Here is a 14,173-nt window from a genome sequence, read left to right on the forward strand (position 1 = left end):
CACGGATCACGGGGCGGGCGGGAAGTGCCCTTCCTGGACGAAGAACTCCACGTACCTGCCGAAGAGTTCGCGCGTCAGCGGCGGGCAGGCGATGTCCGTGCCGGCCAGTGCCGCCTCGGTCTCGGCCGTGTCGATGGGCGGGTAGAAGCCGTCGGTGTCGGACGTCATCATGTCGAAGGCGTGCAGCAGCGGCAGCAGGGCGTTGTCCCGGTCGGACCGCACCGCGGCGCTCCACCGCTCCCGGTCCGTCTCGTCGAGCCGGTACCCGAGTTCGCGCAGGTACGACACGCAGTCGGCGAGGCTCAGGGAGCTCCGGTTGAACAGGTGGAAGGTGCCGCCGGCCGGCTCGCGCCGCGAGATCCCGACGATGGCGGCGCTGACGTAGTCGACGGGCAGCAGATGGAAGCGGCCTGCGACGCCGGCCGGTGCGGCCTGCGCCTGGAGGAGGCCCTTGAGGCTGAGCCAGACGAAGTCGCGGGTCTGGCAGGCCCCGTTGCGGGTGTCTCCGGAGATGACGTCGACGCGGTGCACGGACACCGGCAGACCCCGCTCCCGGGCGAGTCCGACGAGCTGTTCGGCGACCCACTTGGACTGGAGGTAGCCGCTGGGCAGCGCTTCGGCGGGGCCGGTCGGGTCGGTGACCTTCAGGGGGACGCCGGGGGTGACCGGGCCGTTGAAGACACCGACCGTGGAGATGTAGTGCACCGGGACGGTGCGGTGGCGGGCGGCGAGGCGCAGGATCTCGCGGGTGCCGTGGACGTTGGCCGCGCGCAGTGCCTCGTAGGGGTGGAGCCAGTGCACGGTAGCGCCCGCGTGGTAGACGGCGTCCACGGTGTGGGCGAGGCCGTCGAACTCCTCCTCGGTCAGGCCGAGTCGCTCCTCGGCCAGGTCCCCGGCGCGGACCCGCAGCCGGCTCTCGTCGATCTCGTCCCACACGCGGTACCAGGTGAGGCTGGAGCGCAGCCGCTCGTACGCCGCCGCGTCGTCGGCGCCGCGCACCAGGCAGTGCAGGCGGGCGGTCGTGGTGCGCATGAGGTCGCGCACCAGGAACGCTCCGAGGAAGCCGCTCGCTCCGGTGACGAGGAGGTCCGACGGGTCGGTGACGGTGCGGACGACCTCGCCGGCCGGGCGGATGTCGGCGGGCAGGTCGAGGTCGGCGGCGTAGTCCACGGCCGGGCCCGGCCCGGTGTCGTCCTGGGGCGCGAGGAGTTCGGTGCGCAGGTGGGCCGCCAGGGCCCGGGGCGTCGGATGGTCGAAGACCAGGGTGGCCGGCAGCCGCAGGCCGGTGAGCGTGGCGAGCCGGTTGCGCAGCTCGACCGAGGTGAGGGAGTCGAAACCGCTGCTCTGCAGGGGGCGTTCGGGGTCGACGGCGCCGGAGCGGCCGAGGACCCGGGTGATCTCGGCCGACACGGCGTCGAGGACGACCGTGAGCTGTTCGGTCTCGTCGAGTCCGGCGAGCCGGTCGGTGAGCGCGGGCCCCGCGTCGGCCGCGCCGCGTGCCGTGGCGCGGACCGGCACCCGCACCAGCGACCTCAGCAGCACCGGAACCTGCGGCTGGCGGCGCAGGACGGGGAGGTCGAGGGGGGTGGCCACGAGGTAGGGGCGGCCGGTGTCCAGGGCCAGGTCGAACAGGGCCGTGCCGAGCTCCTGGGGCACGGTGCGGAAGCCGCTGCGGGCGATCCGTTTCAGGTCCGTCTCGGTCAGGCCGCCCGTCAGCCCGGTCGCCTGCTCCCACAGGCCCCAGGCGATGGAGGTGGCGGGCAGCCCCGACGCGGCGCGGTGCTGGGCGAGCGCGTCCAGGTGGGCGTTGGCCGCGGCGTAGGTGGACTGGCCGGGGCCGCCGACGGCTGCGGCCACGGACGAGAAGAGCACGAACGCCGTCAGGCCGGCGTCCCGGGTCAGCTCGTGCAGGTTCCAGGCCGCGTCGGCCTTGGGGCGCAGCACGGCGTCGAGGCGCCGCGGCGTCTGCGAGGCGAGCACGCCGTCGTCGAGGACGCCCGCGGTGTGGACGACGCCGCGCAGCGGGTGCGCGTCCGGCACGGATGCCAGGACGCGCGCGAGGGCGGTGCGGTCGGCGACGTCCGCGGCGGCCACGGTCACGGTCGCGCCGAGGGCGCGCAGTTCCGAGCACAGCTCGGCGGCGCCCGGGGCGTCCGGGCCGCGCCTGCTGACCAGCAGCAGATGGCGGACACCGTGTCCGGTGACCAGGTGGCGGGCGAAGTGGGCGCCGAGCGATCCCGTACCGCCGGTGACCAGGACGGTGCCGTCGGGGTCCCACACCGTGCGGGGGCCGTCGGCCGCGGGCTCCGGTACCGGGGTGCGCAACAGGCGCGGTACGTGGATCCGGGGGGCGCCGCCCGGGGCGGTGTTCCCGCGGATCGCGGCCTGCGGTTCGCCGGCGGCGACCACGGCGGACAGCGCGTCCGGGCCGGGTTCGCCGTCCGCGTCCACCAGGACGATCCGCCCCGGCGTCTCCGACTGTGCCGAGCGCAGCAGGCCCCAGGCGGCCGCGGCGGCGGGGTCGGTGACGTCCTCGTCGCCGGTGACGGCCACGGCGCCACGGGTCACGACGACCAGAGGCGTGGTGGCCAGGGCCTCCTCGGCGAGCCACTGCCGCGCCCAGGACAGGGCCCGGCCCGCGGTGTCCCTGACGGCGTCCTCCGCGGTCGCTCCCGCGGGGGTGGTCAGGTCGAGGCGTACGGCCCCGGGGCGCTCGCCGGCCGCCTTGGCGGCCGCGGTGACGGCGGGTACGTCCGGGTGCGCGGCGGAGCCGAGGGTGAGCCAGTTCAGGGCAGCGGCGGGCAGGGGGCGGGCGATCCACTCCACGTGGTGGAGGGCGTCGCGGTGCCGGGAGCGGGCGGCCCGCAGCGCTTCGGCCCGGACGGGGCCGACGGTCACGGCGTCGGCCACCGCGACCACCTGCCCGGCCGGGTCGGTGAGGCGCACCGCGTAGGTGTCGTCGGCGCCGGGGAGCGGGGCGAGGTGCACGCGCAGGGTGTCCGCGCCGGTGGCGTGCAGGCGCAGACCGCGCCATCGGGTGGCGGTGGGCGGCAGGCCGGGCAGTCCTGCGGCGTACAGCGGTTGCAGGGCGGCCTCCAGCAGGGTCGGGTGCAGCCCGAACCCCTCGGCGCGCGGGTCGGCGCCGGAGGAGGCCAGGGCCACCTCGGCGAAGAGTTCGCCGGCGCGCCGCCACATCCGGGTGAGCCCTCGGTACGCGGGCCCGTAGTGCACACCGGCGGCGGCGAACCGCTCGTACAACTCGCCTGTGGCGTCCGGGAACGCACCGCCGTCCGCGGCGGCGCCGGTGACCGGCTCGGCGTCGGCCGGTGGCCATGGGGTGGCCGGCTCGGTGTCCGCCGGCGGGACGAGGGGGGTCTCGCTGAGGAGGCCGTGTGCGTGGCGCGTCCAGGACGCGTCGGCCTCGTCGGGCCGGGCGTGGACGGTGAGGACGCGCCGGCCGGCGGTGTCCGGTTCGCCGACGCGGACCTGGAGGTGCAGGGCCCCCTCACGGGGCAGCACCAGCGGCGCGTCGACGACGAGTTCGTCGACGGCCGTGCAGCCCGTCTCGTCCCCGGCCCGGACGGCCAGTTCGGCGAGGACCGTGCTGGGCACGACGGTCTCCCCGGCGACGGTGTGGGCCGCGAGGAGCTGGTCCGTGCGGGCCGACAGGCGGGCCGTGAAGAGGGCTTCGTCGCGGTCGCCGGGGAACAGCGCGGCGCCGATGAGGGGGTGATCGGTGCTGTCCAGGCCGAACCCGCCGGCGTCACGGCGGCCGGCCGCGAGCGCGTCGGCCCAGTACCGCTGGTGCTGGAAGGCGTAGGTGGGCAGCGGGACCCGGCGGGCTCCGGAGCCGGCGAAGAACGCCTCCCAGCCGACGGGCACGCCTCGGGCGTGCAGGGTGCCGATGGCGTCGGCCAGCGCGGACGGTTCGGGCCTGTCGGGGCGCTGGAGGGCCTGGACGGTGATGTCGTCCCGGTCCGCGAGCACCGTTTGGGCGAGGGCGGTGAGGACGCCGCCGGGGCCGATCTCCACGATGGTCCGCACCCCCTGGTCGTACAGGGTGGTGACGGCGTCGGCGTAGCGGACCGCCTGCCGGACCTGGGTCACCCAGTAGTCCGCCGACCGCAGATCCTCCCCCTCGGCCACCCGGCCCGTCACCGTCGACACCACCCCCAACCGAGGAGCCTCGTAACGCACCTCCTTCGCCACCGAACGGAACTCCTCCACCATCCCGTCCATCAACGGCGAATGAAACGCATGCGACACCTCAAGACGACGCACACGCCGACCCGCCAGCCCCGCCAACACCTCCTCCACCGCACCATCCACACCCGAAACCACCACCGCCGACGGCCCGTTCACCGCCGCCACACCCACCGCACCACCACGATCACCGATCGCCGCCAGCACCTCCCCCTCCGAGGCCTCCACCGCGACCATCACACCCCCCGCCGGCAACGCCTGCATCAACCCCGCACGCGCCGCCACCAACCGAGCAGCCTCACCCAGACCCATCACCCCCGCCACATGCGCAGCCACCAACTCCCCCACCGAATGACCCGCCACAAAACCAGGCCGCACACCCCACGACTCCACCAACCGGAACAACGCCACCTCAAACGCGAACAACGCCGGCTGCGTCCACCCCGTCTGCGACAACAACGAACCCTCAGCCGAGAACAACACCTCCCTCAACGACCCGCCCAACAACGGATCCAACACCCCGCACACCTCATCCAACGCCCCCGCAAACACCGGAAACGCCCCATACAACTCCCGCCCCATCCCCACCCGCTGAGCACCCTGACCCGAAAACACCACCGCCAGACCACCGGGACGGACGGGTGCCTCGACGCTCGTGGGCGTTTCGGCGAGCTGCCGGAGGGCGTCGGACAGCTCGGCGCGGTCTGCTCCGGTCAGGACGGCGCGGCGGTCGTGCAGGGTGCGTGTGGTGGCGAGGGAGTAGGCGAGGTCGGTGGCGGACTGCTCGGGGTGGGCCGCGACGTGCTCGTGGAGCCGGCGGGCCTGGGCGCGCAGGGCGTCCTCGTCGGGTGCGGAGAGGAGCCAGGGCACGGCCGGGAGCGTCCGGGTCTGCTCCGGGGCGGTGTCCTCCGCTTCCGGGGCCTCCTCCAGGATGACGTGGGCGTTGGTGCCGCTGACGCCGAAGGCCGAGACGGCGGCGCGGCGCGGGGCCGTTGCCCGGGCGGGCCACTCGCGTGCCTCGGTGAGCAGCTCGACCGCGCCGGAGCTCCAGTCGACCATGGGCGTCGGCTCGTCGACGTGCAGGGTCCGGGGCAGCAGGCCGTGCCGCATGGCCTGCACCATCTTGATGACGCCGCCGACCCCCGCGGCGGCGACGGTGTGGCCGATGTTGGACTTCAGCGAGCCGAGGAGCAGGGGACGCTCCCGGTCCCGGCCGTAGGTCGCCAGGAGGGCCTGCGCCTCGATCGGGTCACCCAGCCGCGTGCCCGTGCCGTGCGCCTCCACCGCGTCCACCTCGGCGGGCGTGAGACGGGCGTTCTGAAGGGCCTGGCGAATGACGCGCTCCTGCGACGGGCCGTTCGGCGCCGTCAGACCGTTCGAGGCGCCGTCCTGGTTCACCGCACTGCCCCGCACCACCGCCAGCACCCGGTGCCCGTTGCGCACGGCGTCCGAGAGGCGTTCCACCACCAGCAGGCCCACGCCCTCCGACCAGGAGGTGCCGTCCGCCGCGGCAGCGAAGGACTTGATCCGCCCGTCGGGGGCGAGTCCGCCCTGGCGTGAGAAGTCGACGAATCCGCCCGGGGTCGCGGTGATCGTCGCGCCTCCGGCGAGCGCGAGGGTGGACTCCCCGCGACGGACCGACTCCACCGCGAGGTGGAGGGCGACCAGCGAGGAGGAGCAGGCGGTGTCGATCGAGACGGCCGGGCCCTCGAGACCGAGGGTGTAGGCGATGCGGCCGGAGGCCACGCTGCTGAGCTTGCCGGTCATGAGGTGGCCCTCCAGCTCGGCGGGCCCTTCGAGTCCGAGGTAGCTCTGCTCGATCACACCGGCGAACACGGCGGTACGGCTCCCGCGCAGCGTGGCGGGGTCGATCCCGGCGTCCTCGAACGCCTCCCACGCGGTCTCCAGGAGGACGCGCTGCTGAGGGTCCATCGCGCGGGCCTCGCGGGGCGAGATGCCGAAGAAGTCGGCGTCGAACAGGGCGGCCCCGTCGAGGAATCCGCCCTCCCGGGTGTACGACGTGCCGGGCTCGTCGCGGTCCGCGCTGTACAGCGCGTCGAGGTCCCAGCCGCGGTCCGTGGGGAACGGGCTGATGGCGTCCCGGCCTTCGGCGGCGAGGCGCCACAGGTCGTCCGGGGACGTGACGCCGCCGGGGAAGCGGCATGCCATCCCCACGATGGCGACCGGTTCGGTGGCGGCCGACTCGAGCGTCTCGATGCGCTCGCGCGCCTTCTGCAGGTCGGCGGTGACCCACTTCAGGTAGTCGACGAGCTTCTGTTCCTTGGTCTGGGCCTGCTCCTGCGCGCGGGACATGTCAGCGGACATGCGGAATCAGTCTCTCCTCGGTACCGGAAGGGTGGTGGTGCGGGCGGCGGGCGGCGTCAGTCCGCGGCCCGGCCGAGCTGGGTGTCGATGAAGTCGAAGATCTCGTCGGCGGACGCGTCCGTGAGGTCCGCGACCTCGGTGTCGGCGGCGGACGGGAACGGTGTGTCCGCCGGTCCCGCGAGACGGTCGGCCAGTGCCCGCAGCCGCGCGGACAGCGCCACGCGCGTCTCGTCCGGATGCGGGCCGTCCGCGGCCAGGGCGTCCACGGACGCCTCCAGCCGGTCCAGTTCCTCGGTCGCGGCACGAACCGATCCGCCCCCGGGGCCGGGTGCGGCGGCCTGCGCCTGGATGTAGGCCGCGAGCGCGCTGGGGGTCGGATGGTCGAAGACGACGGTGGCGGGCAGGGAAAGGCCGGTCTCGGCGCCGAGCCGGTTGCGCAGTTCGACGCCGGTCAGGGAGTCGAAGCCGAGTTCCTGGAAGGGGCGGTGGGGCACGACGGCCGAGGTGTCGGGGTGCTTGAGCACCTTCGCGACCAGCTCCGTGACCAGGGTGAGGAGGTACTGCTCCCGCTGTGCGTCGCCCAGCGGCGCGAGCCGCTCGGCCAGGGGCACGGCCCGGGGTGCCTCCTCCGGGATGCCGGGCGCCACGCGCGTGACGGGACCGGCGTCGTGGCCGCCGGTCGCGACTTCGTCGAGCCAGTACCGCCGGCGGTCGAAGGCGTAGGTGGGCAGCGGGACCCGGCGGGCTCCGGAGCCGGCGAAGAACGCCTCCCAGTCGACGGGCACGCCTCGGGCGTGCAGGGTGCCGAGCGCTTCGACCAGGGTCTCCGGTTCGGGACGTCCCGCGCGGGTGGCGACCGTGGCGGTCAGGGCGTCGGGGTCGCGGACGGCCTGGGCCGCGAGGGCGGCGAGGACGCCGCCGGGGCCGAGTTCCAGGATGGTCGTGACGCCCTCGGACTCCAGGGTGGTGACGGCGTCGCCGTAGCGGACCGCCTGCCGGACCTGGGTCACCCAGTAGTCCGCCGACCGCAGATCCTCCCCCTCGGCCACCCGGCCCGTCACCGTCGACACCACCCCCAACCGAGGAGCCTCGTAACGCACCTCCTTCGCCACCGAACGGAACTCCTCCACCATCCCGTCCATCAACGGCGAATGAAACGCATGCGACACCTCAAGACGACGCACACGCCGACCCGCCAGCCCCGCCAACACCTCCTCCACCGCACCATCCACACCCGAAACCACCACCGCCGACGGCCCGTTCACCGCCGCCACACCCACCGCACCACCACGATCACCGATCGCCGCCAGCACCTCCCCCTCCGAGGCCTCCACCGCGACCATCACACCCCCCGCCGGCAACGCCTGCATCAACCCCGCACGCGCCGCCACCAACCGAGCAGCCTCACCCAGACCCATCACCCCCGCCACATGCGCAGCCACCAACTCCCCCACCGAATGACCCGCCACAAAACCAGGCCGCACACCCCACGACTCCACCAACCGGAACAACGCCACCTCAAACGCGAACAACGCCGGCTGCGTCCACCCCGTCTGCGACAACAACGAACCCTCAGCCGAGAACAACACCTCCCTCAACGACCCGCCCAACAACGGATCCAACACCCCGCACACCTCATCCAACGCCCCCGCAAACACCGGAAACGCCCCATACAACTCCCGCCCCATCCCCACCCGCTGAGCACCCTGACCCGAAAACACCACCGCCAGGGCACCCCCTGAGGGGTTGACGGGTGTCAAGTGATGCAGGGAGTCGAGGAGTTGGGTGCGCTCGCTGCCCACGACCGCGGCACGGTGCGGGAGGGCGGCGCGGGTGGTGGCCAGGGAGTAGGCGATGTCGAGGGGGTCGGGGGCGCCGGGGGCCGAGGCGAAGGCGTGGAGCCGTTCGGCCTGGGCGGTGAGCGCCTGGGGGGTGCGCGCGGACAGGAGCCACGGCAGGGCGGGCAGGGCGGGCTTGCTGATGGTGTCGGCGGGCGCGGCGGCCGGGGCCTCCTCGAGGATCACGTGCGCGTTGGTGCCGCCGAATCCGAAGGAGGAGACACCCGCTCGGCGTGGCGCGTCCTCCCGCGCCGGCCACTTGCGTTCCTCGGTCAGCAGCTCGACCGAGCCCGTGTCCCACTCCACGAACGGCGACGGCTCATCCACATGCAGCGTCCGGGGCAGCACCCCGTGCCGCATCGCCTGCACCATCTTGATGACACCACCGACACCCGCGGCAGCCTGCGCATGCCCGATGTTCGACTTCAACGACCCGAGCAGCAAAGGCTGTTCACGGTCCTGGCCATAGGTCGCCAGCAGCGCCTGCGCCTCGATCGGGTCACCCAGCCGCGTGCCCGTGCCGTGCGCCTCCACCGCGTCCACCTCGGCGGGCGTGAGGCAGGCGTTCTGAAGGGCCTGGCGGATGACACGCTCCTGCGACGGGCCGTTCGGTGCCGTCAGACCGTTCGAGGCACCGTCCTGGTTCACCGCACTGCCCCGCACCACCGCCAGCACCCGGTGCCCGTTGCGCACGGCGTCCGAGAGGCGCTCGACGACGAGGACTCCGGCCCCCTCGGCCCAGGCCACACCGTCGGCCCCGGCCGCGAAGGACTTGCACCGGCCGTCGGGTGACAGGCCGCGCAGGCGGGAGAACTCCAGGAAGGCCACCGGAGTCGACATCACCGTGACGCCGCCGGCGAGGGCGAGCGAGCACTCGCCGCCTCGGAGCGCGTTCACGGCGAGGTGCAGGGCGACCAGCGAGGACGAGCAGGCCGTGTCGACGGAGACCGCCGGGCCCTCGAAGCCGTAGGTGTAGGAGAGCCGGCCGACGGCGATGCTGCCCGCGCTGCCGCTGAACAGGTACCCCTCGAAATCCTCCGGCGGCAGGTGGGGGCGTGAGCCGTAGTCGTTGTACATCTGGCCGGTGAACACGCCGGTGTCCGAGCCGCGCAGGGCGGTGGCGTCGATGCCGGCGTGCTCGAAGGCCTCCCAGGCCGTCTCCAGCAACAGCCGCTGCTGCGGGTCGATCGCCATGGCCTCGCGCGGCGACATCCCGAAGAAGGCCGGGTCGAACCGGTCGGCGTCGTAGAGGAATCCGCCTTCGCGGGCGTACGAGGTGCCCGTGCGGTCGGGGTCCGGGTCGTAGAGGCCGTCCACGTCCCAGCCCCGGTTGCCGGGGAAGGGGCCGACGGCGTCGGTGCCGTCCGCCACGAGGCGCCACAGGTCGTCGGGCGAGGACACGCCGCCGGGGAAGCGGCATGCCATGCCCACAATCGCGATCGGCTCGCGCCGCCTGTCCTCGATGTCGCGCAGCTGCCGGCGTGCCTCACGGGCATCGGCGACGGCCTTCTTCAGGTAGTCGCGGAGCTTGTCCTCGCCCGCCATGGTGTGTCAACTCCCGTGTGTCGTCCGGTGATCGGTGTCGTAGTGGGCGGTGGTGCTCAGTTCAGCTCGTCGACGAGGGCGAACAGTTCGTCGTCGGTGGCCGAGTCCAGGTCGTCGTCCCGGTCCTGGTCCGCGGTGCCGGCCGGGGTCCCGGCCGCGCTGTCGGCGGCGTCGAGGAGTTCGCGCAGGCGGGCGGTGATCCGGCCGTGGGCGGACGCGTCGGTGGCGGCCGCCTCGATGGCGGCCTCGAGCCGGGCCAGTTCCGCGAGGACCGGCTCGTCCGGCGCGCTCTCCTCGACGGTGAGCCGGTCGCCCAGGTACGAGGCGAGCGCCCTGGGCGTGGGCTGGTCGAAGACCAGGGTGGTCGGCAGGCGCAGTCCCGTCTCGGCGGCGAGCTGGTTGCGCAGCTCGACGGCGGTGAGGGAGTCGAAGCCGAGTTCCTGGACCGGCCGGTCGGCGTCGATCGCCGTGTGGTCGGCGTGTCCGAGGACGGCGGCCACGCGGCCGCGGACGAGATCCACCAGGGCCCGCTCCCGGTCGCTCGCGGACAGGGCGGCGAGCCGCTCGGCGAGACCCTGGCCCTCGGGGCGGCCGGCGGGGGCGTCGCCCGCCGCGGTGGGGCGGCGGACGCTGTTCCCGCGGACGAGTCCGGCGAGGAGGGGCGGTACGGAGTCGCCCAGGGCGCGGATCGCCCGGGTGTCGAGCCGGGTGACGGCGAGGACGCTCTCGCCGGTGGCCGGGGCGGCGTCGAAGAGGGCCATCGCGTCGTCCGTGGCCAGCGGCAGCAGGCCGGAGCGGGCCAGGCGGCGCAGGTCCGCTTCCGCGAGGTGGCCGGTGATGGTGCTGGTCTCCTCCCAGAGGCCCCAGGCGAGGGAGGTCGCGGGCAGTCCCGCCGCCCGGCGATGAGCCGCCAGCGCATCCAGGAACGCGTTGCCCGCCGCATAGTTCGCCTGCCCCGCCGTACCCAGCAGACCCGACACCGACGAATACACGACGAACGCCCGCAGACCCATCTCCCGGGTCAGCTCGTGCAGATACCACGCCGCGTCCACCTTCGGACGCAACACGGAATGCAGCCGCTCAGCGGTCAGACCCTCCACCGTCACGTCATCCAGCACACCCGCCGTGTGCACCACACCCGACAACTCACCCACCCCGGCCAGCAGTCCCGCCAGAGCCGACCGGTCCGTCACATCACACGCCGCCAGCCTCACGTCAGCACCCAGAGCCTCCAACTCCGACCGCAACTCCACCGCACCAGGAGCCGACTCACCACGCCGGCTCACCAACACCAACGACCGCACCCCGTGAACCGCCACCAGATGCCGGGCCACCACAGCACCCAGACCACCGGTACCGCCCGTCACCAACACCGGACCAGAACCCCACAACACCTCACCGATGTCACCCGGCACCGCCCGCCGCAACCGCGGCACCACCAACCCACCCGACCGCACCGCCACCTGCGCCTCACCACAAGCGACGGCCGCGGTGAGGGCAGGTGTGTCCGTGGCGTCGAGGTCCAGGAGCTGGACGCGGCCGGGGCTCTCCGACTGTGCCGTGCGAAGGAGGCCCCACAGCGGGGCGTGCGCCAGGTCGGTGACGTCCTCGTCGGCCGCGGTGGCCACGGCGCCCCGGGTGATGACCACGAGGCGGGCGTCCGCGAACCGGTCGTCCGCGAGCCACTCCTGCACCTGGAGCAACGCCTGGTGTGCCGCCTCCCGCGCCGTGTCCGGCAGCGTGTCGCCGGCGGGCGCGGAGAAGTGGGGAGCGAGGACGACCGCGGGCGCGGGTGCGCCCGTGTCGACGGCCCGTGCCAGCGCGCCGAGGTCGGCGTAGGAGCGGACCGTGCCGTCCGGCAGGCCGAGGTCCGGCGCGGCGCCGAGGACCGCCCATGTGGAGAGGTCGGCCGTGGCGTCCGCGGCGGTCGGCCGGCTCCATTCGACCCGCAGCAGACCGTCGGCGGATCCGGCGTCCGCTGCGCGCAGCGACTCGGCGGACAGGGGGCGCAGGGTCAGCTCCGCCACGTCGGCGACGGGCTCGCCCGAGCCGTCGGCCACCGTGAGCGCGACCGTGGTGGAGCCGCCGTTCGCGGCCTCGGGTGCCGCTGCTCCGGCGAGCCGGACCCGCAGCACGGACGCGCCTGCGGCGGTCGCGCTCACTCCGGCCCAGGAGAACGGGAGCAGCGGGCGGCCGTCGTCACCGGCGACTCCGGGCAGCAGCGGGTGCAGGGCGGCGTCGAGCAGTGCCGGGTGGAGCGTGAACCGGCGTGCCTCGGTGCGCTGGTCGTCGTCGAGGGCGACCTCGGCGCAGAGGTCGTCGCCGACCGTCCACAGCCGGCGCAGGTTGCGGAACGCCGGCCCGTAGGCGTAGCCGCGCTCGGCGAGACGCTCGTAGGCACCGGTCAGGTCGATCTCCCGGGCTCCGGCAGGGGGCCAGACGATGAGCTTCTCGCCCGTCGAGGCGTCGGTGCCGGCGCGCAGGGTTCCGTAGGCGTGCAGGGTCCAGGTTCCGTCGTGGCCGGGGTCGCCGTGGGGCCGGGCGTGGATGCGTACCGGGCGGGTCGCGTCGGTGTCCTCGGCGCCGACGGACACCTGGAGGTGCACAGCGCCCCGCTCGGGCAGCACCAGGGGGGCCGCCAGGGTGAGTTCCTCGACCGTGGCGGCGCCGAGCTGTTGGCCTGCGCGCAGGGCGAGTTCGAGCAGTCCGGTGCCGGGCACGAGCACGGTGCCGGCGACGGTGTGCTCCGTCAGCCAGGGGTGCGTGCCGCGTGCCAGGCGGCCGGTGAGGACGTGTTCGTCACGGTCGGCCAGCTGGACGGCGGCGCCGAGCAGCGGGTGGTCGGCCGCTACGAGTCCGAAGCCCGCGGCGTCCGTGACGGTGGTGGGCGCGTCGAGCCAGTAGCGCTGCCGCTGGAACGCGTAGAGCGGCAGGTCGGTGCCGTGCGCGCCGGGGAAGACGGTGTCCCAGCGGACGTCTGCTCCGCGTGCGGCGGCCTGCCCGAGGGCGGCGGCGAACACCTCCGGTTCGGAACGGCCCCTGCGCAGGAGCGGCGCCACGACCCCGGGGGCCTGCTCCAGGGACTCGGCGACCAGGGCGCTCAGTACCCCGTCGGGGCCGAGTTCCAGCCACTCGGTGACCCCCCTCGCCTCCAGGAGGCGTACGCCGTCGAGGAAGCGGACGGCCCCGCGGATGTGGCGGGCCCAGTAGTCGGGCGAGGCGAGGTCCTCGGCCGTGGCCGGCTCGCCGGTGACGTTGGAGACGATGGGGATGCGCGGTTCGTGGAAGGTGAGGTCGGCGGCGATCGCGCGGAACTCGTCCAGGATCTCGTCCATGTGCGGCGAGTGGAAGGCGTGGCTGACGGGGAGGCGCTTGACCCGTGCGCCGTCCTTCTTGAACCGGGCGGTGAGTTCGTCCACGGCGTCGGCGTCGCCGGAGATGACCGTGGCGCGCGGCCCGTTGACGCCGGCGACCGCGATCCGGTCGCCGTAGGGGGCGAGTGCGGCGCGTACCGCGTCCTCTCCGGCTTCGACGGCCGCCATGGCGCCGCCCTCGCGGGCGGCCTGCATCAGCCGGCCGCGTTCGGCCACGAGGACGCAGGCGTCGGGCAGGTCGAGGACGCCCGCGAGGTGGGCGGCGGTGACCTCGCCGATCGAGTGGCCGAGCAGGAAGTCCGGGGTGAGGCCGTGGTGTTCGGCGAGACGGAACAGCGCGGTCTCCAGGGCGAACAGCGCGGTCTGGGTGAACGCCGTCTGGTCGAGCAGTGCCGCGTCCGCGCTGTCCTCGGCCGCGAAGAGCACCGACTTCAGCGGGCGCATGAGTTCGGGGTCGAGATGGGCGCAGACCTCGTCGAGGGCCGCCGCGAACACCGGCGACGCGGCGTACAGTTCACGGCCCATGCCGAGGCGCTGGGCGCCCTGCCCGGTCAGCAGGAAGGCGGTCTTGCCGCGCGGGGACGCGGGGGTGCGCACCGCCGCCGGGGTGGTCTCGCCACGGCTCAGCGAGGCGAGTCCGTCGAGCAGTTCGGCGCGGTGCCGGGCGACCACCACGGCTCCGCGGCTGTGCCGGGCCCTCCGGGTGCCGAGGGACCAGCCGAGGTCCGCGAGGGACTGCTCGGGGTGGCCGTCGAGGTGGTCGTGCAGGCGCTGGGCCTGGGCGCGCAGCGCCGGCTCGTCCCGCGCGGACAGCACGAACGGAACCGGCCCGGACGACTCCGCCCGCTCGACAGCCTCCTGAGCGGCCACGAACTCCTCGACCACCAC

Annotated in this window: 3 protein-coding genes; all 3 read right to left on the bottom strand. The window is 74.1% G+C overall.

Annotated features, from left to right (window positions below; genetic code table 11):
• Positions 1 to 6: 6 nt before the first annotated feature.
• A complete protein-coding gene (locus G3I77_RS19885; RefSeq protein WP_248505571.1) occupies positions 7 to 6,528 on the bottom strand; it encodes a type I polyketide synthase in 6,522 nt (2,173 codons plus the stop codon).
• A 56-nt stretch (positions 6,529 to 6,584) separates the two neighbouring features.
• Entirely contained in the window at positions 6,585 to 9,881 is a 3,297-nt protein-coding gene (locus G3I77_RS19890; RefSeq protein ID WP_374385837.1) for a type I polyketide synthase, read from the bottom strand.
• Positions 9,882 to 9,967: 86 nt separating this feature from the next.
• Positions 9,968 to 14,155, bottom strand: coding sequence for a type I polyketide synthase (locus G3I77_RS19895; RefSeq protein ID WP_248505575.1), 4,188 nt, complete (start codon positions 14,153 to 14,155; stop codon positions 9,968 to 9,970).
• Positions 14,156 to 14,173: the final 18 nt, after the last annotated feature.

The sequence above is a fragment of the Streptomyces sp. D2-8 genome, assembly GCF_023184515.1.
Lineage (GTDB): Bacteria > Actinomycetota > Actinomycetes > Streptomycetales > Streptomycetaceae > Streptomyces.

Bases quoted from the DNA above. Each gene is read 5' to 3' on its own strand.
- G3I77_RS19885 (WP_248505571.1), bottom strand. From the start codon at position 6,528: ATGTCCGCTGACATGTCCCGCGCGCAGGAGCAGGCCCAGACCAAGGAA.